Below are 20,794 nucleotides of genomic sequence, written 5' to 3' on the forward strand. Positions count from 1 at the left end.
ATGAGACATCGCATCCTCGGCATCGTCTTCGTCGTCGTGCTGACGGCGGGGCTGACCGCGTCCGTCCTGCAGTACCGCAAGGCGTTCACCCCGGTCGCCTGGGTCACCCTGCGCGCCGACCGGGCCGGCCTGCAGCTCAGCCAGGGCGCCGACGTCAAGGTACGCGGAGTCGTCGTCGGCGAGGTGCGCTCGGTCGACACCGAGGGCGCCGGCGCCGTCATCCGGCTGGCCCTGGACCCCCGCACCACGCCCCGGATCCCCGCCGACGTCGGCGCGCGACTGCTGCCCAAGACCCTCTTCGGCGAACGGTACGTCGAACTCGTCCCGCCGCCCGGCGGCGACGCCGGGCCGCCGATCCGGGACGGCGCGGTGATCACCCAGGACCGCAGCCGCACCGCGGTGGAGCTGGAACGGGTCCTCGACCAGGCGCTGCCGCTGCTGCAGGCGATCCGGCCCGACCAGCTCGCCGCGACCCTGGGCGCCCTCTCGACCGCGCTGGAGGGACGCGGCGACCAGCTCGGCGCGAACGTGGTCCGGCTCGACGAGTACCTCCGGCAGCTCAACCCGGCGATGCCCACCATCGCCGAGGACGTCCGGAAGCTGGCGGTCGTGCTCGACGGCTACGACGCGGCGCTGCCCGACCTGCTCGCGCTGCTGCGCGACGTGACCGTCACCGCCCGTACCGTCACCGACCAGAGCCGGCAGCTCGCGGCGTTCCTGGCCGACACCACCGACACCGCCGACGTCACGAGGGGCTTCCTCGACCGACACGGCGACCAGCTCATCGCGCTCGGCGAGGTGAGCCGACCGGTGCTGCAACTGCTCGCCACGTACGCCCCCGAGTACCCCTGCCTGATGAGCGGCCTGGTGGCCCTGCAACCCCGGGTCGAGGAGGTCTTCGCCGGTGGACGGATGCACATCACCCTGGAGGTCACCCGCGACGGCGGCAGGTACGAGCAGGGCCGCGACGAGCCGGCCTACGGCGCGCGCAACGGCCCGCAGTGCCGCGGCCTGCCCCGCCCCGCACAGCCGGCGCCGGAGGTGCCCGTCAACGACGGGTACGACTACCGCGGCGCCCGCCCCCGTACCCCCCTCGTCGTCGGCACGCCGGCGACCGCGCCCGCCGGTGCTTCCCCGGCCATGGGCCAGGCCGGCACTCCCGAGGAGCGCGCCCTGGTCAAACCCCTCGTCGGGGCCGTCACGGGCACCCTGCCGGCGGAGGTCCCCGACATCGCGGTCCTGCTCTGGGGGCCGCTGCTGCGCGGCGGGGTGGTGAACGCCCGATGAGCACCAGGACGTGGGCACCCCTGCTGAAGCTGGCGGTCTTCGCCGCGGTGACCCTGCTGCTGACCGCGCTGCTCGCCCAGACCCTCGGCGCCTTCCCACCCGGCGGCGTCACCTACCGAGCCCGGTTCACCGACGTGACCGGACTGCTGCCGGGAGACGACGTTCGCGTCGCCGGGGTGAAGGTCGGCCGGGTCAGCCGGATCACCGTGGTCGACGACAGCGTCGCCGAGGTCGCCTTCACCGTCACGCCCGACGTGGCGGTGGCCACCAGCGTCCGCGCGAAGATCCGCTACCGCAATCTGGTGGGCCAGCGGTACGTGGCACTGAGCGAGGGGCCGGGGGAGGGGCGGCCACTGCGGTCCGACGGCCTCATCCCCCTCGACCAGACCACGCCGGCACTGGACCTCACCGTGCTGTTCAACGGCTTCCGGCCGCTGTTCACCGCGCTCAGCCCGGACGACATGAACAAGCTCGCCTACGAGATCATCCAGGTGTTGCAGGGCGAGGGCGGCACGGTGAGCAGCCTGCTGCGCCGGACCGCCTCCCTGACCAACACCCTCGCCGACCGGGACGCCGTCATCGGGCGGGTCGTCACCAACCTCAACGGCGTCCTGGGCACGCTCGCCGAACGGGACCGCAACCTGGACCAGAGCATCAGCCAGTTGCAGCAGTTCGTCTCCGGTCTCTCCGCCGACCGCACCGCCATCGGTGAGTCGCTGGTCAGCATCGGCGACCTCACCACCGCCACGTCCTCGCTGCTGCGCGACGCCCGCCCACCGCTCGCCGCCGACGTGCGCGCCCTGGACGACCTCGCCGGCAACCTCAACCGCAACGCGGCCGTCATCGACAGCACGCTCGGGCGGCTGCCGGAGCGGTACGAGGCGCTGACCCGCGTCGCCTCCTCGGGCTCGTGGTTCAACTTCTACCTCTGCGACTTCGACGGCAACGTGGCGGTGGCCGGGCAGGCGCCGATCGACCTGCCCGCCTTCAGCGCCTCGGCCGCCCGCTGTGCCACCGGAGGCAGCCAATGACACCGTTTCGCGAACGCAATCCCGCCGTCGTCGGTTCGGTCGGGCTGGCCCTGATCGTGGCGGTGCTGCTGGGCGCCTTCCAGCTCGACCGGCTCGCCGCGCTGACCGGACGCTCGTACCAGGCGGCCTTCCACGACGCCAGCGGCCTCGCCAGCGGCAACGAGGTGCGCGTCGCCGGGGTGCGGGTGGGCAAGGTGACCGCCGTGGAACTGGCCCGCGACGGCGCACCACATGTACGGGTCCGGTTCCGGGTGGACGACGACAGCGTCCGCCTCGGCACCGAGACCGGCGCCACGATCCGGATCAAGACGGTGCTGGGCCAGAAGTACCTGGCCCTGTCGCCGGCCGGGCCGGGGCGGCTGCGCGAGGGCGGGGAGATCCCGCTCGCCCGCACCGCGGCGCCCTTCGACGTGGTGCAGGCCGTCACGGGGCTCGCCGACACCCTCGACAAGGTCGACACCGACCAGCTCGCCGCCGCCTTCACCACCCTGTCGCAGACCTTCGCCGACACCCCCGGCAGCGTCAACGCGTCCCTGGTCGGGCTGTCCCGGCTGTCCCGTACGGTCGCCAGCCGCGACGCCGAACTGCGCACCCTGCTCGCCCGGGCCCGGGACGTCACGTCGGTGCTCGCCACCCGCGACGAGGAGTTTCGCAAGCTGGTCACCGACGGCGAGGCGCTGCTGACCGAGGTGAGCCGCCGCCGCGACGCCATCCACAAGCTTCTCGTCGGCACCGACGAACTCGCCACCCAGCTCTCCGGACTGATCACCGACAACCGCGCGCAGCTCGAACCCGCGCTGCGCGAGCTGCGTGAGGTGGTGGCCATCCTGCAACGCAACCGGGACGACCTGGAGAAGACCATCCAGCGGATGGGCCCGTTCGTCACCGCGTTCGCCAACGTGGTGGGCAACGGCCGCTGGTTCGACTCGTACGTGTCCGGGCTGCTCCAGCCGTACCAACCCACCACCGGAGGCCGCTGATGCCCGGTCCCATCCGGCGCTGGCGACGCGCCCTCGCCGTCGCCACCACCTTGCTGGTCGCCGTCGCCGCCGGCGTGGTCGTCCTCCGCCACGGCACACCCCCACGACAGGTGGTGGCCTGGTTCACCAGAGCCGTCGGTGTCTACCCGGGATCGGATGTGCGGGTGCTGGGCGTACGCGTGGGCGAGGTGGTCGCGGTGACCCCGCAGGGCCGGTCGGTGAAGGTCACCATGCACTACGACGCGGCGATCCCCGTGCCCGCCGACGCGCAGGCGCTCATCGTCCCGCCCAGCGTGGTCAGCGACCGGTACGTGCAACTCACCCCCGCGTACGCCGGCGGCGCCGCGCTCGCCGACGGTGCGGAGATCCCGCTGGCGCGCACCGCCGCACCGATGGAGATCGACGACATCTACCAGGCCCTCGACGAGTTCAACCGCACCCTCGGCCCCGAGGGCGCCAACCGCGACGGCGCGCTGTCCGGCCTGGTCGCCACCGGCCGGGCCAACCTGGAGGGCAACGGCCAGAACCTGCACGACACCCTCGACGGGCTGTCCCAGGCACTGACCACCCTCTCCGACGGCCGGCAGGACCTCTTCGGCTCCGTCGCCAACCTGCAACGCTTCACCACCGCGCTGGCCCGCAGCGACCAGCAGGTGCGGGCCTTCAACCAGCAGCTCGCCGACGTCGCCGGGCAGCTCGCCGGAGAGCGTGACGAGCTGGCCGCGGCGCTGCACAACCTCGCCGCCGCGCTGGCCGAGGTCACCACGTTCGTCAACCAGAACCGTGCGGCGTTGACCTCCAACGTCGCGGCCCTGACCGACATCACCGGCGTGCTGGTCCGTCAGCAGCAGGCGGTCATCGACATCCTCGATGTCGCCCCACTCACGCTGAGCAACCTCAACCTGGCCTACAACCCCCGTTCCGGCACCCTGGACACCCGCGACAACGCGCTGGGCCCGTACGACCCGGCGGGTTTCGCCTGCTCGTTGATCGTGGATCAGCTCCCCGCGGCGAAGGTGCCCGCGAAGTGCCTGGCGCTCGCGCAGACCCTGCACTCGCGCGGGCTGCCCATGACCGACCAGCTGCGCAAGCTGCTCAAGCTGCCGCCCGGCGCCCCGGCGACCGGCGGGTCCTCACCGGGACCTCCTGTCAGCTCCCCCGGTGCGCCGATCCCCGACCAGGCGCCGGGCGGCTCCGGCATCACCAGCGACCCGACCCTCGGGGGCATCCTGCGAGGCGTGTCATGACCGCCCGCACCGTGCGCGCCCGGGCAACGCGCGCGCTGGTCGGCGCGGTCCTGGTGGCGCTGCTCCCGGCCGGGTGCGGCCTGCCGGATCTGGCCGGTCTGCCGCTGCCCGGCGGCGCCCCCAAGGGCGACGGGTACGCCGTCACCGCCGAGTTCAGCGACGTGCTCGACCTGGTGCCCCGCGCCGCCGTCAAGGTCGACGACGTGACCGTCGGCAGCGTCGAGAAGATCTCCCTCGCCGGCTGGACCGCCCGGGTCACCCTGCGCGTCGGCACCGACGTACGCCTGCCCGCCAACGCCACCGCCGCGGTGCGGCAGAGCAGTCTGCTGGGCGAGAAGTACGTGACCCTCGCGGCGCCACCCACCGCACCGGCGAGCGCCCGGCTCGCCGACGGCGACGTCATCCCGCTGTCCCGTACCGCCCGTGGCGCGGAGGTGGAGGAGGTCCTCGCCGCCCTCGGGTTGCTGCTCAACGGTGGCGGCCTGGCCCAGCTCCGGACGATCAACCAGGAGCTCGGCACCGCCCTTGAAGGCCGGGAACCCGCCGTACGGGACGCGCTGGGACAGCTCGACGAGTTCATCGGTGGGCTGGACCGGCAGAAGGCCGACCTGGTCCGCGCCCTCGACGCCCTCGACCGACTGAGCGGTCGGCTCGACCGGCAGAGGCGGACGCTCGGTGAGGCGGTGGACTCACTCGCCCCGGGTCTGACCGTGCTGGCCCGTCAGCGCGCCCAACTGACCGAAGCGCTGACCGCCCTGGGCAAACTCGGTGAGGTCGGCACCCGGGTCGTCGACCGCAGCCGGGACGACGCCCTGGCCGACCTGCGGGCGCTGCAACCGATCCTGGAGCAACTGGTACGCGCCGGGGACGACCTGCCGAAGTCCCTGGACTTCATGCTGTCGTTCCCGTTCCCGCCCAACGTCACCGGCGCGATCGTCGGCGACTTCGTCAACCTGTCCGTGACCGCCGATCTCGACTCCGCCTCGATCCTGGCGAACCTGGTCGCCGCGGCCCCCGCACCGGCACGCCGGGCGGCGCCGCCGAAGCCGTCCACGCCGGGCGGGCCGCCGAAGGCCGGCGGCCGGGCACCTGCCGCCCCGCGACCCGGCGCCAAGCCCGGTCCGGTGCCCGACCTGCCGATCGTGGGATGTCTGCCCGACCTGGCCCACTTCCCGGCGACCTGGACGCCGCCGAAGGACTGCCTCCTGCCGGAGGGTTGTGTCCTGCTCAAGCCCGGCTCGGCGGTGCCCGTCGGCGGCCTGATCCTGCCCAAGGGCGTGGTGCCGCCGGGCACCGCCTTCCCCGCCGGCACCGAACTGCCCGCCGGCACCGTCCTGACGGCACAGTGCCTGCTCCCGGTGACCGGCGCGGTGACCGGTCTGATCGGTGACCTGCCGGACGTCCTCGGAGGGGGCCTCACACCATGATCGGACGAACCGCGAGACTGCAGGTCCTGGCGTTCGTGCTGGTAAGCGTCCTCGGCGTCGGCTACGTCGGGATCCGCTACGTCGGGTTGGGCGACCGGCTGCTCGGCGGAAGCTACCTCGTGCACCTGGACCTCGCCCGCGCCGGCGGGATCTTCCCCAACGCCCCGGTCACCTACCGCGGGGTTCCGGTCGGCCGGGTCACCGCCGTCAGCCTGCGCGGCGACGGGGTCCGCGCCGACCTGCGGCTGCGCCGCGACGTCCGGGTGCCCGACGACCTGCGCGCCGTGGTGGCCCAGCGCTCCGCCGTCGGTGAGCAGTACGTGGACCTGCGCCCCGAGCGCGACAGCGCTCCGTATCTCGGTGACGGCGCCGTGATCCCCGCCGACCGCACCGGCGTCCCGCTCGCCCCGGAGGTGCTGCTGACCAACCTCGACGCCCTGGTCCGCTCCGTCGATCCGGACGACCTCAACGTGCTGATCACCGAACTCGGCACCGCGTTCGAGGGCAACGAGGCGGCGCTGGCGCGGATCCTGGACGCCGGCGACGCGCTGCTGACCGAGGCGTCCACGCGGCTGCCGGAGACCCTCACGCTGATCGACGACGGACGTACCGTGCTCACCACCCAGGCGGACTCGGCCGAGGCGCTGCGCCGCTGGGCGTCCGGCCTGGCCCAGCTGGCCGCCACCGTCCGCGCCGCCGATCCCGATCTGCGCCGGCTGCTCGCCGCCGGACCGCCGGCCGGGCGGGAACTGGTCGCGTTGCTGCGCGGACTGGAGCCGACGGTCGGCACCCTGCTCGGCAACCTGGTGACCGTCAACGGCATCGCCGCCCGGCGGCTGCCCGGCATCGAGCAGCTCCTCGTGGTCTACCCGATAGCGGTCGCCGGCGGCTTCACGGTCACCCCCGGCGACGGCACCGCCCACCTCGGTCTCGTCCTCAACGTGAACGACCCGCCGTCCTGCGTCTACCAGGGTGGCGCGACGACGTGCGACAGCGTGCGCGGCGCGGGCAACGCCCCCCGGCCGGGCGGCCGGCAACCGGCGCCGGGTCCGTCCCGGTCCGGTGCGGCGCCACCGCCCGCCGCCGGGACCTCCGGGTACGACCCGGCGACCGGCCTGGTGCTCGGCGCCGACGGTCGACCGCTGCGGTTCGGCGGGACCGGCGGCCAGGCCCGGACGGCCGGGGACCAGTCATGGAAGCAGTTGCTGCTCGCCGGGGTGACCCCGTGACCGGCGATAAGGAGGAGGTGGCGGTGCAGGCTCGCAGGAACCACACGCTGAAAGTGATCAAGGGCGCGAAGGCGGGGGCACCCGGCCGGGTGGCACAGCGCCGGATCGTTCCCCGCCAGCTTCGCGGGCCCGCGGAGCCGATCGAGGACCTGCTGAAGCGGCTCGACCAGGAGCCGGTCGAGGACCCGACGACATCCGACGATCCGACGGCCGGGGACGACCCGACCGCCGGCGACGACCCGGCGAGCGTGGACGGCCCGCCGCAGGACGACGCTGACGACCGGCGCGCCCGCGTCCCGGCCACGGCCACGCCGGCCGGGCGCCGGCGGCCGTTGGTCGTCCTGCTGGTGGCCGTGCTCGCCGCGACGCTCGCGGCGGCCGGGGTGACCGGTCAGCGGTGGTACGCCGACCGGGCCACCGATCAGGCCCGGCAGGCCGCCCTCGCCGCCGCCAAGCAGGCCAGCGTCAACTTCGTCTCGGTCAGCGCGGCCAGCGTCGACCGGGACATGCAGCGGATCATCGACGGCGCGACCGGTGACTTCAAGGAGGAGTTCACCCGAGGTCAGTCGCAGGTCCGGGCCGCCGTGGTGGAGAACAAGGTCGACTCGCGCGGGACGGTGCTGCGGGCCGGGTTGGTCTCCGGGGACCGCCGCCGGGCGGTCGTGCTGGTGGCCGTCGACGCCACCGTCAAGAACGTCAAGGCGCCGCAGGGACGACCGTCGCACTACCGGATCCAGGCGGACCTGGTCCACGACCGGGAATCCGGCCGGTGGCTGGTGTCCCGCCTGCAGTTCGTCGGATGAGAGAGGGAGCAGACGTGGGCAATCTGGTCGAATTCGCGCGCCGAACGCGCGTCTCCCGGCGGCGCCCCGGCCGGATCGGGCTCGTCCCGGCGCTGACCGTCGCCATCGTGCTGGCAGCCGCCCTCGCCGGCCTCGCCTGGTTCGGCGACCACCGTGCGGCGCAGCGGGACACGGCCGTACGGCAGGCACTCGCCACCGCACCGGCCGCCGCCAAGGCGATCTTCTCCTACGACTACCGCACCTTCGACGACAGCATCGCCAACGGTCGCACCTTCGCCACCGGCGAGTTCGAGAAGGAGTACGCGCAGACCACCGCGGCGCTCAAGGAGACCGCCACGAAGCAACAGGCGGTCGTGGCGGCCGAGGTGTCCTCCACCGGTGTGGTCACGGCGACCACCGAGCGGGTCGAGTTGCTGGTGTACCTCAACCAGTACCGGCGCAACGTGAACACGGCGGGGGAGAAGGTCGACCAGAACCGGGTGGTGCTCACCCTGGTCATGGTCGACGGGCAGTGGCGGGTCGCCAAGGCCACCGCCATCTGATCCCGTTGGTCGACGCGAACGCACCCCGCGGGTGCGGATCATCCGGGCGCAGGGGAAGGATGTGACCATGACCGACCCTGCTTCCGCATCCCCACTCCCCAGGCGCGTCGTCGTGACCGGGGCCACCGGCAAACTCGGTCGCGCCGTCGTCGCGCACCTGCGCGAGGTGGGCGTCGACGTGCTTGCGGTGGACCGCGCCGGCGGTCGCGATCCCCGCGACGTCGAGGGCGAGTTCCTCCTCGTCGACCTCACCGACTACGGCCAGGTGGTGGAGGCGTTCACCGGCGGCGCCGACGAGCACGCGGGCGGCGTCGACGCCGTCGTGCACCTGGCGGCGGTCCCGGCTCCCGGGCTGCTGCCCAACGCGACCACCTTCGCGAACAACTCCGCGGCGACGTACAACGTCTTCGCCGCGGCCAAGGCAGCAAAGATCAAGCGGGTGGTGTGGGCGTCCAGCGAGACGGTGCTCGGGCTGCCATTCGACACCCCGCCGCCGTACGCGCCGGTCGACGAGGAGTACGCGCCGCGTCCGGAGTCGACGTACTCGCTGAACAAGGTGCTCGAGGAGGAGATGGCGCGGCACTTCTGCCGCTGGGACCCGGAGCTGGTCATGGTGGGTCTGCGGTTCTCCAACGTCATGGACGTCGAGGACTACGCCCGGTTCCCGTCCTTCGACGCCGACCCGCTGCTGCGTCGCTGGAACCTCTGGGGATACATCGACGCCCGCGACGGGGCGCAGGCGGTCGAGCGGGCACTGGCGTACGACCGGCCGGGCGCGGAGGTCTTCATCATCGCCAACGCCGACACCGTCATGAGCAGGTCCAGTGCCAGCCTCATGGCGGAGGTCTACCCAGGGGTCGAGATCCGCGGTGAACTCGGCGAGCACGAGACCCTGCTCAGCATCGACAAGGCCCGACGGATGCTCGGCTACGAGCCTCGGCACTCCTGGCGGGACCACGTGGACGCCGGGAGCCGCTGACGCATCCGCGAAAGCCGGCGGGGCATCGCCGTCAACCGCGTCCACTTCCGACGGTGTCCGGGACCGCCGGCCTGGCCGGGATCGGAAGATTGACGTCGCTCGTCCAGTAGGCGACCTCCAGCGTCTTGGCTGCCGCCCAGCTCCTGAACCGCTGTCCGCCGTGGACGCCGACGACGCCCAGAACGGCGAGCAGAATGGCTGATGTCGCCGCGAACGCCGGCCTGTCGCCCAACAGCGCCTCGGTTGCGGCAACCAGTGCGGCGATCAGCATTGCCGCAGCGCAGTTGCGCAGCATGAGACCCTGCGCACGGAGCCGGTTCACCTCCGCCACGGCCTCTGGGTGGTGTATCTCCACCGCTGCCTGGATCAGGAACAGGTCCGTGGCGACGAGGGCTTCCGCCCGGGCCCCGGGTGCGCGATCGAGGAACCTGCGTCGTACCGCAGCCATGACCGTGTCGAGCCGGCTTCGCGGGATCCGGTCGAGCGCCCTGGACAGGGGATACGTCAGGTGCCCGAGGACGTAGCTGAGGATCACTGCGAATGCCACCAGGAGCGTCAGCGGAACCCTTCCCAGGTCCTCCGCATTGGCCCAGCCCTGCTGATCGACGACGTAGATCAGCAGAGAGAGGTGGAGCGAACCTGGGATCGCATACGCGAAGAGGTCGTAGATCCCAACGCTGAAATTCATCCTCAGTGTCCTCTGCGTGGCACCCCTGCTGGGCGCGGGCGCTGCACAGCATCCTCCGGTCCTCAGCCCGGCTCCGTCGGGAGGGTGACAGTTGAGGGCGATCGGCGGCCTCAGTTGAAGGGGAGGTCCGGCGAGAGCGAGCGGTACCCGAGGCAGGGCGCGCAGCAGCAGAGGACGATGAGGGCCAGGATGGCGAGGAGGCTGATCCCGCTGAGGCTGCCGATCGCCAGAACGCTTCTCGCCACGCTGCGTCCGTCGCCCGCTTCTTCCTCGATTCGAGGCATGACACTCCCCATGATCGGCGACACCGGCCGCCTACCGTAGCGCCGACCGGAGAGACGGCGGCATCGGGCGCCGGTGCACCCGGAACCAACGAAGCCAGTAGGCCCCGAGGCAGGGGAAATGGGTGGTGGCGAGGCAGGTGGCGGGCGACCATCGGCGTCGTGTCAGTTCCACCGAAGCAGATCCGCGCCGTCCACACCGCCGACACCATCACCGTCTACCAGGCGTACCCGCCGGAGATCGCCTTGCCGGCGCTGGCCAACAGGCGCTTCGTCACGCCGTTCAAGCGGGAGAGGATGACCTGGATCAAGCCGTCCTTCCGGTGGATGATGTACCGCTGTGGGTGGGGCCGCAAGCCTGGTCAGGAGCACGTACTGGCGATCGAGGTAACCCGTTCCGGCTTCGAGTGGGCACTGCTGCACGCGTGTCTGAGCCACTACGATCCCGACCGTCACGCCAGCCGGCGAGCCTGGAACGAGCAGGTGAAGGCCAGTCCGGTCCGGGTGCAGTGGGACCCCGAACGGTGCTTGAACCTGCAGCCGCTGCCTCACCGGTCGTTGCAGGTGGGGCTGAGCGGCGAGGCCGTCGACCGGTACGTCGACGAGTGGACCGTGAGCATCACCGACGTCACGCCCACTGCCCGTGCCATCGGGGATCTGCTGCGCGACAGTGACCAGGCCGGCGCGGCCGCCCTGCTGCCGGAGGAGCGCCCCTATCCGCTGCCGGACCAGGTCGCGACCGTCATCGGCGCCAGCACCGATCGAGGTTGACGTCGTTGCTCGGCCACCTCGATCATCCAATTCCCGCGGCCGGTGATGTCGCGATCCCGCGGCGCAGGATGGCGACGGCGCCGGTGAATACGCCCAGCGCCACGGTGGCCGCGGCGCAGAGGAGCAGCGTCTGACGGGCCCCTACGGCGGTCACCAGCGGACCGCCCAGCATGGTGCCCAGGGGAACGGCCAGCACCGTGACGGCGCCGTTGGCAGCCAGGACCTGGGGGAGCATGGTGGTGGAGGTGCTGCGCTGGAACAGCGCCATCGACGTCGCCATGTACGGCGCCCAGATCAGGCCGGCGAGTGCGAACGCCGGCAGCGACACGGCGATGGGCGCGCCCAGGCCGAGCGGCAGCAGGGCGGCGCCGAACCCGACGACGATGCCGACGAGGGTGGGCCACAGCGACCAGCGGCGCAGATAACCGGCGGCCACGCTGCCGACGACGCCACCGACGCCGAACGCGGTGTAGTAGACGCCGAGGACCGTGGCGGACCCGCCCAGATCCTCCGCGACGTGGATGGGCATGGCCACGTACACCGGCCCGAAGAGGAAGAAGAACCCGACGCTGAGTGCCAGCAGGCCGAGCAGGGACCGGTCGTGGCGGATGACGCCGAAGCCGGCCGTGCGGGAGGCGGGGTCCGCCGCCGGGTCGGTCCGGTCGACAGCGGGAATGGCGAGGCGGTAGGTGAGCGCCAGGACGGCGAAGGTGACCGCGTCGAGTGCGATGACCCACACCGCGCCGGCATAACCGATGAGGACGCCCGCGAGTGGCGGGCCGACGACGGTGGCGGTCCCGGCGATGGTGGAAACCAGCGCGTTGGCCGGCAGGTGGTGTCGGTGCGGGAGGAGTTCGGCGATCAGGGTGAACCGTCCGGCCGATCCCCAGGAGTGCAGCAGCGAGGACGCGGCGAGCAGGGTCACGTACAGCCCGATGGTGAGCGCGCCGGCCAGGTGGGCGGCGGGAATCGCCGCGAGCGCGGCGGCCCGCAGGATGGCGTCCCAGCCGGCGAGCTGGGCTCCGCTCCGACCGCTCAGCAACCGTCCGAAGACGATGGTGCCGGCCGCACTGGGCAAGGTGTACGCCGCCACCGCGATCGCGATCCAGGTGCCGCGCTGGCCCGGCGGCGCCAGTTGCAACGCCAGCCAGGTGACCGCGACCAACGCCATGCCATCGCCCAGGGCCGACACGGCCAGCCCGGGCAGGACACGCCGTAGCAGCGGATGACTCACCACCGGCCAGTACGGCGAGGAACGCGGGAATCCGGGCTTCGCGGTGTCCGTGGTCATACCGCTACCTGACAGGGTGCAGGCCGCTCGGATCAACAAAGATCGCTACGGGCAGAACCGGCGGGGACCGGGACGGCGCGGTGCTCGTCGTCGCGCCCGCTCGTCAGGCCACCGTGAGCACCAGCCGGCCCGTGAACGAGGTCTGCAGCCGGCGATGCGCCTCCGCCACCTTCCCCAGCGGGAACGACTCGGCCACGTGCACCTGGAAGGGCCCCGCCTCGATCAGCTCGTTGAGGCGCTGCAACTGCCGGGGGCCGGTCTCACCGTCGTACGCCCGCACCGTCACGCTGGGCCGCTCGCCCGGTTCCGGTTGCACCCCGTGCGGGTACGCGAGCACGCCACCGTCGCGCAGCGTCTCGGCGAGCTGGTCCAGCGTCCGGCCACCGGCCATCGCCAGCAGGCCACCGACCCCGTCCGGCGCGACCTCCCGGATCCGGGCGAGCACCTGCGCGAGGTCGCCGCGCCCGTCGAGGGCCACGTCCGCGCCGAGCCGGGTCACCAGTGCCACGCCCTCCGCCCCGGACGCCACGGCGATCACGTTGAGCCCCTGCCGCTTGGCCAGCTGCAGGGCCAGATGTCCCTGCCCGCCACTCGCGCCGAAGATCAGCACCCATTCCGCGGTCGCCAGGCCGAGCGCGTCCAGCCCGGTCAGCGCGGTCAGCGCGTCGGTGGGCATGGCGCCGGCGTGCTCCACCGGCACTCCGGCCGGCAGCTTCGCGACGTACTGCGCCTTCGTCGCCGCGTACTCGGCGTAGAAGCCGCCCTTCGGCCGGGTGTAGCCGTACACGTAGACCACGTCGCCCACCGCGACGTTGGTCACCTTGGCTCCGGCGGCGGCGATGCTGCCGGCGGCCTCCGCGCCGGGCACGATCGGGAACGAGGAGCCCTCGGGCACCAGCTTGCCCTCGCGTTCCAGGGCGTCCCACACCCCCACGCCGGCGCTCCACACCTTGATCAGGACCTCGTCGTCGGCGATCTGCGGCACCGGCAGGATACGCAGGGTGATCACCTCCGGGCCGCCGAACTCGTCGAGGGCCGCGGCCTGCATCCGCTCGGGTACATCGCCGTCTGCCATCTGGGTTCCTCTCCGCCTGCTCGTCTCCCGCGCAGCATGCCGTGCCCCCACCGGCGTCGGCCCGTGCCTGAGCGCCGTTCACCCGGTCGGGCTACCGAGCGCAGGTTCGCCGGTCCGAGCCGCCGACGAAGCGGCGATCAGCGGCCGGAGCGGGATCTCCGGTCGAGCCGGACAGCGAGGAGTCAGTTCAACGCGTCCCGCCGCACCGACCGCTGTGGGCTCACCGGCGCCGCGAAGAACGCGGCGAGCGAATCGACGAGTCTCGGGCGCGCCCGGTTGATGGCGTCGTGGCCGGCACGGGGAATCTGCAGGGTCCGGGCTCGTGGCAGCGCGCGGGCCAGCGCTGCGTTGGAGTCGACGTAGTGGGGCGGCCCGTCCGCGCCGCAGGCCAGCAGAACCTCGGCGGTGACTCCTTTCCACTGGCTGGCGGGGCCGTCGTGCGCCACGATCTGAGCCGTCTCGTCCAGGGTCATCTCCGCCAAGTCGCCCATCGTCCGTCCGATCGGGGTACGCAGGAACGCGCGCGTGATCGCGGTCCGTACGCCGAGCGGGAGCCTCGACGCCGCCATCTGCGTGTTCATGCCCGCAGCCGTGATGGCGAGGCCCCGCGCGGTGTCGCCGGCCCGCAGCGCCGCGCGCGCGTCGTCGAGCCACGCGGCGGGAAAGCTGCCGTCGACGGAGACCGCCGCGTCGTAGAGCGCGAGCCTCTCCATCGGCAGCCGGAGCCCGGCTTGCAGTGCGATGAATCCGCCGGAACTGTGCCCGATGACGTTCCCGGCACCGGTGTGCTCCAGCACGGCGGCGAGGTCGTCGATGTCCTGCTCGAAGGTGTAGGGCTCTGACCTGGGTGGGGCGTCCATCCGTCCCCGGCGGTTGTAGAGGTGCACCGTGAACCGGTCGGCCAGCGCCGCGGCCAGCCGGCGGTAGACGTCGATCGTGACCCCGCCGCCGTGCACCACGACGATCCCGGGCCCGGTTCCGGTGGAGTGCACCGCGATGGTCGCGCCGTCCCGTGCTCTGATCCGCTCCATGGTCATTCAGTCCGCCCTTCCGGCCAAGAACTGCGAACGGTGTTTGCAGTTTACAGTTGATCGGTGAGCGACGCATCCGCCAAATCCGGCGACTCCGACCGCCAGCCCATCTGGACCAGGCCGCAACGCGGTAGCCGCGGTCCCGCTCCGGCGCACAGCCGGGATGCCATCGTCGCCGCCGCCATCGCCCTGGCCGACGCCGAAGGACTCGCCGCGGTGTCGATGCGGGCCGTCGCCACCGCGCTCGGCACCGGCGCCGGATCGCTCTACCGGTACCTGTCGTCCCGCGACGACCTCCTGGACCTGATGGCCGACCGGGTCGCGGGCGAGCTGCGGCCGTACCCGGAGGCGGACGGCGACCGGCTGGACACCATGGTGCTGCTGGCTCGCCGGCAACTGGACCTGCACCGGCGCCACCCGTGGCTGGCGGACGCCACCGGCCGGGTCTCCGGCATTGGCCCGGAGAGCCTGGCCTGGTTCGACAACTGCCTGCGGGTCATGGCGCCCGTCCGTTGCGCCGTCACCGCCAAGTTCGAGGCGATCGCGATGATGACCGGCGTGGTGAGCCTCTTCGCCCGCAGCGAGACCGCGTCCCGGTCGTTCACCTTCGCCGGTGTCGATGTCGCGGCGTACCCGCACCTGGCCGCGGCGTTCACTCAGCCGCCCGCACCCGCGCCCCCGACGGACCTCTTCGAGCGGACCCTGCGCAGCCTGCTGACCGGGCTGCTCCTCGGGGGCTGAAGAATACGCGCGGATGTGCTGAGCTGTTCGACATGGAACACTCCCGATACCTCGACTGTCTCGCGGCCGACTTCGCCCGCCTGCGGGCCGTCGTGCCGGGCGCCCCCACCGCGGCCGTGCCGAGCTGTCCCGGCTGGACGGTGGCCGACCTGACCCGCCACGTCGGCGAGGTGTACCTGCACAAGACGCTGGCCATGCGCGAGGGTGTCGAGACCGAACCATGGCCACCGGCGGAACTCGCCGACGAGGAACCGCTCGCACTGCTCGACCGCGCGTACGCGGGGTTGCGCGACGAGTTCGCCGCCCGAAGGCCGCAGGACCCGGCCGGCTCGTGGTACGGGCCCGACCAGACGGTCGGGTTCTGGGCGCGGCGGATGGCCCAGGAGACCGTCATCCACCGCATCGACGCCGAGCTGGGCACCGGGCAGCCGGTCACACCCGTCCCGGCCGACCTCGCCGTGGACGGCGTCGATGAGCTGCTCAAGGTCTTCGTGGCCTACGGCGTCGACGAGTGGGCTCGCTTCTTCGCCGACGTCCTGGCCGACTCGCCGGGCCGGACGTACACCCTGCGGACCGACGGCGCGGCGTGGCGTGTGCGGACCGGCCCGGGGTTGTTCGCCGTCGAGGACGGCGCCGGCGCCGAGCCGACCGACGTGTCCGTGAGCGGTTCGCCGGTGTCCCTGCTGCGCTGGGTGTGGAACCGGGAGGCCGCTGGCGAGCCGAGCGGTGTCACGGTCGAGGGCGCCGCGGTGGCGGTCGACGTACTGCGGCGCTGCATGGTCATCGCGACGCAGTAGCGCCGGCGACACCGTCGGATCCACGGGCGTCCCCAGCCGACACCCGGCGCCTAGAATTGACGGTGATCGTTGCCGGCCGTGGTTCGACGTCCGGGACGGCTACGGCGGAGGGTGGTGCCGGCATGGGGGCGGACGAGCGGGAACGGCTCTTCCAGCGGGCACGCGAGTGCTCGGGCCATCGGCGCACCTGGTCGGAGGCGGACCGGCTGTGGACTCAGGTGATCGACGCCTACCGACAGGCGGTAAGCGGCTCGGGCCGGGTGGACCCGAACGACCGGCGGCAGTTGGCCCGGGCGCTCTGGCGGCACGGCATGCTGCTCGCCGCGCGCGGCCGGCCCGCCGAGGGATTGGCGACGGGGCGGGAGGCCGTCACCATCTTCGAGCAGCTCAACGACGCGGCGGCGCGGGACGCAACCGACCAGGGGCGGGACGAGGCGCTGGCGGAGCTGATCACCGCCGTGCTGGACCTGGCGGAGACCGCCTTCGCAGCCGGTGAGCCCGTCCTGCGGATGGACCTGCTGGACCGGGCCGTGGCAGCGGGTCTGCGTACGGCTGGCCCGCCGCCGTCCGCCGGGCCGCGTACGCGCGAGGCCATGGGCACGGCCTACCACAACCAGGCGACGGCGCTGCTGCACCGCTGCCTCACCGGGACGTCGCCGGACGAGGACGCCCGGGAGGCCGCGCTGGCCGCGTCCCGGGCGTGTGAGCTGCGCCAGCGATTGATGGACCCGCTACGCCCGCTCAGCGTGTGGGAGATGGCCAACACCTACGGGCTGTACGCGCAGTGCCTGACCCTGATCCGCGACCTCGACCGGGCCGCGACGGTGCTCGACCTGGGCAATCGACTGGTGGAGCTGCTCGGGCCGGCGGGTGCGCAGCCGGCGCTGAAGCTGCGCGTGGCGGCCACGATGCTCGCCCGGGAACGGGCCTCCGCACGTGGCGGGACCGGCCAGCGGCGCTGGGGGTGGCGGCGGCACTGAATCGGCGTCCGCGATCCGGACAAACGCCTCATTCCTTTGGGTGCTGGACGCGCTGTGCGGGCGGGCGAGGATCGCCGGCTGCTGCTCCAGGTCGCGGACCGGATGCCGCATGGCCGAAAAGCCATCGGGTACCCGTCCATCGACACGCGAGAGGAGGACGACCCGTGCGACTCAATGATCAGCAGATTCGATCGCTGTACGGCCAGGACGTCCAGGACCGTTCGGGCGCGAAGATTGGCAGTGTCGGCCAGGTATGGGCCGATACCGCTGGCTTCCCGGCCTGGGTCAGCGTGAAGACGGGTGTGATGGGCCACCACGAGTCCATGGCCCCGCTTGGCAATGCCAGGATGCAGGACGGGCGGCTGATGGTCGCGTACGACAAGGCGACGGTCAAGGGCGCCCCGACCGTGGAGACGGACGCCGACACTCCGCTCAACGCCGAACAGACCGCGCAGCTCTACGCGCACTACAAGCTGCAACCGCAGCAGGCACCCCAGCAGGCGCCGCAGCGAGCCCGGCAGGGCCGTGAAGACCTGGTGCGCTCCGAGGAGCGGCTGCGGGTCGGCACCGAGAGCCAGCCGGCCGGCACCGCGGTGCTGCGCAAGTACGTCGTGACCGAGGACGTGCACACCACCGTGCCGGTCGAGCACGACGAGGTCTACGTGGAGCGGGAGCCGGTGACGTCCGCCGACGCCCGGGCCGACATCGGCGAGGCGCAGCAGGAGATGCAGCTGCGGGCCGAGCGCCCGGTGGTCGCCAAGGACCAGGTGCCGGTCGAGCGGGTCCACCTGGCCAAGAACGAGGTGGTCGAGGACCAGCCCGTCGACGAGCGGGTCCGCCACGAAGAGGTCGAGGCCCGGATTCCCGAGCCGAGCCGCCGTCGGCGGTAACGAACGGGCACAGCGCCCCGAGTAGTCGGGCGGGCGGGTCCTTGCGACCCGCCCGCCCGGTCAGGCGTTGACGGTCGCACTGGGCGGTACCCCGTAGCTGGCCTGGTACCGGGCCGTGAACCTGCTGTGGCTCGCGAACCCCCATCGCCGCGCGATGGCCGAGACGGTGGCCTCGCGGGGATCGGCGCGCAGCAGGTCGTGATGGGCGCGGTCGAGTCGGATCCGACGGAGGTACGCCATCGGGGTGGTGCCGAGGTGCCGCCGGAAGGCGAGCTGCACCGCCCGCAGGGAGACGTTCGCCGCGGCGGCGATGTCGGCCGCGCTGACGTCCCGGTCGGCGTTCCCGTCCATGAAGGCGATCGCCCGCCGGAGCGTGGCGGTGCTCGCGTCGCGCCGGTCCTCGATCGTCGGGTCGGTGACCGCGGTGTTGGGGAACGCGGTGAGCGCCGCGGCGGCGAGCAGCCGGGCGGCGTTGCCGATCACCAGCGGCTGCGCGCTGATGATCGGGTTGTTCGACACCACCTCGTTGACGTACCGGATGGTGTCGCGCCACTGCCGGGCGAGAGCCGGAGCGGCCGGGCCGAGGTCGGTGAAGGCGACCCGCCCGGGCCTCCGCGCCGGTGCGGTGTTGGCCACCTGCGCCAGCACCGCGAGGTTCAGCACGCAGAGCTCCACCTCCCCGGGGTGCCAGCGCAGGGTGTACGGAAGGCCGGGCTTGGCGGCGAGGTAGACGTCGCCGGCGCCGAAGCGGTTGGCTGAGCGGTCGCAGGAACGCTCGACCCGGGCGGTACGGCTTCGGGCGACGACCAGCGCGTCGATGCCGTCCGCGGCGATGTCGAGGTGCGCGGACTGACCGGTGGTGGCGAGCGCGAAGGAGCCGGCATCGACGTGCTGGTGGACCAGCCGGTATCCGCCGTCGCCGCTGCGGATGCGCAGGTGCGTGTCGTACGTGGTGGCCAGGAAGTTTCCGATGATCGCGGGATCCCGGCTCTCGAATCGGTAGGTCTCCACTGTCGGCGTCATCCGCTGTCTCCGTCGAGAACTGTCGTACGCGGGGTGCGGGAGTGTGGAGCGGGCCGGCCACGACAATCGAAAGCGGCTGTCGTGCCGCGTAGGCGGTGAGAAATTCACACTGAAGAGATCACTGTTGGTGGGAATTCCCACCATACGACAGCCGCGCCCCCGACCAGGATTGCGGAAATCGGTTTCGCTTTCGGGCTATCGCGTCGCACGTTCCTGCGTCCACTGTCCTAGTCGGGCCCGGGCACCGGCGAAATCCTGATCACCATGCCGGCACGCCGCGGGGGCGGGAGGGCAACGTCGTGTCGCCGGCCTCCGAGAGCGAGGACATGTGGACGGTTCCGATCCGGAACGCGTGATCCGGCTGGCGGTGGCCGAGGCGCTCGCGCGGGTGGCGGAGGAGGACACACTGGGAATCGGCGTGGGTGCCGCGCTGGAGCGTCTCGGGGCGAGCCTGCGCGAGGTGCTTGGTCGTGCACTCGACAACCGGGTGCCGGTCACCACGCCCGACTTCGTCGACCTGTGCCGGGGCTGCGGCCTGAACCGCGACTCCTTCGACCTGCTGGGCCACTAGGTCCTCACCGCGCTGCTGACCCGGCACGTGGGCCCGGACGTGCTGATCCGCGTCGGTGTGCTGCTCGGCACCGTTCGACGCTACCTGCCCGTACCCCGGCTCGCCGCACCCCGCAACCACCGTCCGGCGCGGCGCCGCGACGTGCGGTCCGACAACAGTGTGGTGGGCCGGTACCGACGCCCGAAGCTGCCGGAGCACCTGCCGAGCCGGCCCGGTTGGACCTGCACCGGGTGCGGTCGGGAGTGGCCCTGTGCCACCAAACAGAGCCAGCTCCGCCGAGTTCGGCGGTGCGCGCGCTGCCCTCGCCGTGTACCTCGGATCATGCCTCGTGGCCGCCGCCCGGGACCTGCCGGCGCTGGCGCCACCCGGAGCGCAGGCCCGCTTCCTGGGGTGGCTTCCGCGCGCCCGTCTCTGATGCGGACCGCACCGCGACGACCGGGTGACCCGGGTGCCCGAGAACCAGCGATATCTGACGTTTGTCGAGCCTAAGGTGGATGAGGACCTCCGGACCGACCGCCGTCAGACAGAGGAGTCTCGATGCAAGTGACCGCCACCGACAACCACGCCATCGCCCAGGCGGTCCACGACGTCGGATCCGCGCTGTGGTTCGGTGGCACGGTCATGGGCGTCGCCGGCGTGAACAAGTCCGGCAGTGACCTCTCCCAGGGCATCGACCGCATCCGGGTCGCCGAGTCGGCCTGGGGGCGCTTCAGTCCCGTCCAGTGGCTCGGCATCGGCGCCACCCTGCTCGCCGGGCTGCGACTGACCCAGGTCGGTGGGCGGCGGCTGGCGTTGCAGAAGGGCTTCGCGTCGGTGGGGGCGGCCAAGGCGGGAACGGCGGTCGTGGGCGCGGCGGCGACCGCGTACGCCGCCTACTGCGGCAACAAGATCGGCAAGCTCGCCGAGGAGGCCCAGCGGCGGGGCGACCACATCGAGGTCAAGGACGCCACCGTGCCGACCCCACGGACCCCGGCGCAGATCGCGACCTGGCAGCGCCGGCAGCGCGTGGCCCAGTACGTGGTGCCCGTGCTGGCCGGCGCCAACATCGTCCTCGGTTCGTACCTGGTGCAGTCGTACCGCACGGTAGCCACCGCCAAGGGTGTCCTGCGACGCGTGCTGCCCGGCTGACG

22 protein-coding genes are annotated in these 20,794 nt (G+C 72.4%); 16 read left to right on the plus strand and 6 right to left on the minus strand.

All coding sequences use genetic code 11. From position 1 onward, the window contains the following. The 9 genes from ACFOW4_RS04065 to ACFOW4_RS04105 all read left to right on the plus strand — a co-directional run bounded on the left by ACFOW4_RS04065 (nucleotide 1) and on the right by ACFOW4_RS04105 (nucleotide 9,525). Nucleotides 1–1,287: an MCE family protein gene (locus ACFOW4_RS04065; RefSeq protein WP_377524518.1), complete on the plus strand. Its 1,287-nt coding sequence runs from the start codon at nucleotides 1–3 to the stop codon at nucleotides 1,285–1,287. Continuing rightward, the gene (locus tag ACFOW4_RS04070; protein ID WP_377524520.1) at nucleotides 1,284–2,318 is read left to right on the plus strand and encodes an MCE family protein; all 1,035 of its coding nucleotides are present in this window, start codon (nucleotides 1,284–1,286) and stop codon (nucleotides 2,316–2,318) included. Before ACFOW4_RS04065 ends, ACFOW4_RS04070 begins: the two co-directional genes overlap by 4 nt. Next, nucleotides 2,315–3,298: an MCE family protein gene (locus ACFOW4_RS04075; RefSeq protein ID WP_377524521.1), complete on the plus strand. Its 984-nt coding sequence runs from the start codon at nucleotides 2,315–2,317 to the stop codon at nucleotides 3,296–3,298. Before ACFOW4_RS04070 ends, ACFOW4_RS04075 begins: the two co-directional genes overlap by 4 nt. Continuing rightward, on the plus strand, nucleotides 3,298–4,545 hold the full coding sequence (locus ACFOW4_RS04080) for an MCE family protein (protein WP_377524522.1): 1,248 nt from the start codon (nucleotides 3,298–3,300) through the stop codon (nucleotides 4,543–4,545). Before ACFOW4_RS04075 ends, ACFOW4_RS04080 begins: the two co-directional genes overlap by 1 nt. Further along, a complete protein-coding gene (locus tag ACFOW4_RS04085) occupies nucleotides 4,542–5,972 on the plus strand; it encodes an MCE family protein (protein WP_377524525.1) in 1,431 nt (476 codons plus the stop codon). Before ACFOW4_RS04080 ends, ACFOW4_RS04085 begins: the two co-directional genes overlap by 4 nt. After that, nucleotides 5,969–7,201 carry an MCE family protein gene (locus ACFOW4_RS04090; RefSeq protein WP_377524526.1) on the plus strand — a complete coding sequence of 411 codons (1,233 nt, stop codon included), beginning with the start codon at nucleotides 5,969–5,971 and terminating at the stop codon, nucleotides 7,199–7,201. The genes ACFOW4_RS04085 and ACFOW4_RS04090 overlap by 4 nt, the downstream gene beginning before the upstream one ends. Further along, nucleotides 7,198–8,004 carry a hypothetical protein gene (locus ACFOW4_RS04095; protein ID WP_377524528.1) on the plus strand — a complete coding sequence of 269 codons (807 nt, stop codon included), beginning with the start codon at nucleotides 7,198–7,200 and terminating at the stop codon, nucleotides 8,002–8,004. The genes ACFOW4_RS04090 and ACFOW4_RS04095 overlap by 4 nt, the downstream gene beginning before the upstream one ends. 14 nt (nucleotides 8,005–8,018) lie before the next feature. Then, nucleotides 8,019–8,546: a hypothetical protein gene (locus ACFOW4_RS04100; protein WP_377524529.1), complete on the plus strand. Its 528-nt coding sequence runs from the start codon at nucleotides 8,019–8,021 to the stop codon at nucleotides 8,544–8,546. A gap of 112 nt (nucleotides 8,547–8,658) precedes the next feature. Further along, complete coding sequence (locus ACFOW4_RS04105) at nucleotides 8,659–9,525, plus strand: NAD-dependent epimerase/dehydratase family protein (protein WP_377524531.1); 867 nt, start codon at nucleotides 8,659–8,661, stop codon at nucleotides 9,523–9,525. A 31-nt stretch (nucleotides 9,526–9,556) separates the two neighbouring features. Here the strand turns inward: ACFOW4_RS04105 and ACFOW4_RS04110 are convergent, their stop codons facing one another. Continuing rightward, the gene (locus tag ACFOW4_RS04110) at nucleotides 9,557–10,213 is read right to left on the minus strand and encodes a hypothetical protein (protein ID WP_377524533.1); all 657 of its coding nucleotides are present in this window, start codon (nucleotides 10,211–10,213) and stop codon (nucleotides 9,557–9,559) included. Nucleotides 10,214–10,323: 110 nt separating this feature from the next. After that, nucleotides 10,324–10,458: a hypothetical protein gene (locus ACFOW4_RS04115; protein ID WP_377524536.1), complete on the minus strand. Its 135-nt coding sequence runs from the start codon at nucleotides 10,456–10,458 to the stop codon at nucleotides 10,324–10,326. Nucleotides 10,459–10,656: 198 nt separating this feature from the next. Here ACFOW4_RS04115 and ACFOW4_RS04120 point away from each other — a divergent pair, with 198 nt between their 5' ends. Beyond that, nucleotides 10,657–11,265, plus strand: a complete 609-nt coding sequence (locus tag ACFOW4_RS04120; RefSeq protein ID WP_377524538.1) for a DUF4291 domain-containing protein — start codon at nucleotides 10,657–10,659, stop codon at nucleotides 11,263–11,265. A 22-nt stretch (nucleotides 11,266–11,287) separates the two neighbouring features. On the opposite strand, the gene ACFOW4_RS04125 is transcribed toward ACFOW4_RS04120, so the two are convergent. The 3 genes from ACFOW4_RS04125 to ACFOW4_RS04135 all read right to left on the minus strand — a co-directional run bounded on the left by ACFOW4_RS04125 (nucleotide 11,288) and on the right by ACFOW4_RS04135 (nucleotide 14,668). Beyond that, nucleotides 11,288–12,556 carry an MFS transporter gene (locus ACFOW4_RS04125; RefSeq protein WP_377524540.1) on the minus strand — a complete coding sequence of 423 codons (1,269 nt, stop codon included), beginning with the start codon at nucleotides 12,554–12,556 and terminating at the stop codon, nucleotides 11,288–11,290. A gap of 103 nt (nucleotides 12,557–12,659) precedes the next feature. Then, entirely contained in the window at nucleotides 12,660–13,631 is a 972-nt protein-coding gene (locus tag ACFOW4_RS04130; protein ID WP_377524542.1) for an NADP-dependent oxidoreductase, read from the minus strand. Nucleotides 13,632–13,813: 182 nt separating this feature from the next. Continuing rightward, nucleotides 13,814–14,668, minus strand: coding sequence for an alpha/beta fold hydrolase (locus tag ACFOW4_RS04135; RefSeq protein WP_377524545.1), 855 nt, complete (start codon nucleotides 14,666–14,668; stop codon nucleotides 13,814–13,816). Nucleotides 14,669–14,725: 57 nt separating this feature from the next. Here ACFOW4_RS04135 and ACFOW4_RS04140 point away from each other — a divergent pair, with 57 nt between their 5' ends. The 4 genes from ACFOW4_RS04140 to ACFOW4_RS04155 all read left to right on the plus strand — a co-directional run bounded on the left by ACFOW4_RS04140 (nucleotide 14,726) and on the right by ACFOW4_RS04155 (nucleotide 18,070). Beyond that, entirely contained in the window at nucleotides 14,726–15,403 is a 678-nt protein-coding gene (locus tag ACFOW4_RS04140) for a TetR/AcrR family transcriptional regulator (protein ID WP_377524547.1), read from the plus strand. 32 nt (nucleotides 15,404–15,435) lie between these two features. After that, entirely contained in the window at nucleotides 15,436–16,200 is a 765-nt protein-coding gene (locus ACFOW4_RS04145) for a maleylpyruvate isomerase family mycothiol-dependent enzyme (protein ID WP_377524550.1), read from the plus strand. A gap of 122 nt (nucleotides 16,201–16,322) precedes the next feature. Next, on the plus strand, nucleotides 16,323–17,180 hold the full coding sequence (locus tag ACFOW4_RS04150) for a hypothetical protein (protein WP_377524552.1): 858 nt from the start codon (nucleotides 16,323–16,325) through the stop codon (nucleotides 17,178–17,180). 164 nt (nucleotides 17,181–17,344) lie between these two features. After that, nucleotides 17,345–18,070 (plus strand): YsnF/AvaK domain-containing protein, encoded by a 726-nt coding sequence (locus ACFOW4_RS04155; RefSeq protein ID WP_377524555.1) that lies wholly within the window; start codon nucleotides 17,345–17,347, stop codon nucleotides 18,068–18,070. A gap of 60 nt (nucleotides 18,071–18,130) precedes the next feature. Here ACFOW4_RS04155 and ACFOW4_RS04160 read toward each other — a convergent pair whose 3' ends face one another. Further along, nucleotides 18,131–19,093 (minus strand): helix-turn-helix transcriptional regulator, encoded by a 963-nt coding sequence (locus ACFOW4_RS04160; RefSeq protein ID WP_377524557.1) that lies wholly within the window; start codon nucleotides 19,091–19,093, stop codon nucleotides 18,131–18,133. A gap of 328 nt (nucleotides 19,094–19,421) precedes the next feature. Between ACFOW4_RS04160 and ACFOW4_RS04165 the strand changes: the two genes are divergently transcribed. Both ACFOW4_RS04165 and ACFOW4_RS04170 read left to right on the plus strand, forming a co-directional pair. Beyond that, entirely contained in the window at nucleotides 19,422–19,664 is a 243-nt protein-coding gene (locus ACFOW4_RS04165) for a hypothetical protein (RefSeq protein ID WP_377524560.1), read from the plus strand. Nucleotides 19,665–20,201: 537 nt separating this feature from the next. Beyond that, nucleotides 20,202–20,792: a hypothetical protein gene (locus tag ACFOW4_RS04170; protein WP_377524562.1), complete on the plus strand. Its 591-nt coding sequence runs from the start codon at nucleotides 20,202–20,204 to the stop codon at nucleotides 20,790–20,792. Nucleotides 20,793–20,794: the final 2 nt, after the last annotated feature.

The organism is Micromonospora sp. GCM10011542, from assembly GCF_042650685.1.
Lineage (GTDB): Bacteria > Actinomycetota > Actinomycetes > Mycobacteriales > Micromonosporaceae > Micromonospora.

What these genes read in the sequence shown, in the direction of transcription:
- ACFOW4_RS04065 (WP_377524518.1), top strand. Translation starts at nt 1, where the DNA reads ATGAGACATCGCATCCTCGGCATCGTCTTCGTCGTCGTGCTGACGGCG.
- ACFOW4_RS04070 (WP_377524520.1), top strand. Translation starts at nt 1,284, where the DNA reads ATGAGCACCAGGACGTGGGCACCCCTGCTGAAGCTGGCGGTCTTCGCC.
- ACFOW4_RS04075 (WP_377524521.1), top strand. Translation starts at nt 2,315, where the DNA reads ATGACACCGTTTCGCGAACGCAATCCCGCCGTCGTCGGTTCGGTCGGG.
- ACFOW4_RS04080 (WP_377524522.1), top strand. Translation starts at nt 3,298, where the DNA reads ATGCCCGGTCCCATCCGGCGCTGGCGACGCGCCCTCGCCGTCGCCACC.
- ACFOW4_RS04085 (WP_377524525.1), top strand. Translation starts at nt 4,542, where the DNA reads ATGACCGCCCGCACCGTGCGCGCCCGGGCAACGCGCGCGCTGGTCGGC.
- ACFOW4_RS04090 (WP_377524526.1), top strand. Translation starts at nt 5,969, where the DNA reads ATGATCGGACGAACCGCGAGACTGCAGGTCCTGGCGTTCGTGCTGGTA.
- ACFOW4_RS04110 (WP_377524533.1), bottom strand. Translation starts at nt 10,213, where the DNA reads ATGAATTTCAGCGTTGGGATCTACGACCTCTTCGCGTATGCGATCCCA.
- ACFOW4_RS04125 (WP_377524540.1), bottom strand. Translation starts at nt 12,556, where the DNA reads ATGACCACGGACACCGCGAAGCCCGGATTCCCGCGTTCCTCGCCGTAC.
- ACFOW4_RS04130 (WP_377524542.1), bottom strand. Translation starts at nt 13,631, where the DNA reads ATGGCAGACGGCGATGTACCCGAGCGGATGCAGGCCGCGGCCCTCGAC.
- ACFOW4_RS04135 (WP_377524545.1), bottom strand. Translation starts at nt 14,668, where the DNA reads ATGACCATGGAGCGGATCAGAGCACGGGACGGCGCGACCATCGCGGTG.
- ACFOW4_RS04145 (WP_377524550.1), top strand. Translation starts at nt 15,436, where the DNA reads ATGGAACACTCCCGATACCTCGACTGTCTCGCGGCCGACTTCGCCCGC.
- ACFOW4_RS04150 (WP_377524552.1), top strand. Translation starts at nt 16,323, where the DNA reads ATGGGGGCGGACGAGCGGGAACGGCTCTTCCAGCGGGCACGCGAGTGC.
- ACFOW4_RS04160 (WP_377524557.1), bottom strand. Translation starts at nt 19,093, where the DNA reads ATGACGCCGACAGTGGAGACCTACCGATTCGAGAGCCGGGATCCCGCG.
- ACFOW4_RS04170 (WP_377524562.1), top strand. Translation starts at nt 20,202, where the DNA reads ATGCAAGTGACCGCCACCGACAACCACGCCATCGCCCAGGCGGTCCAC.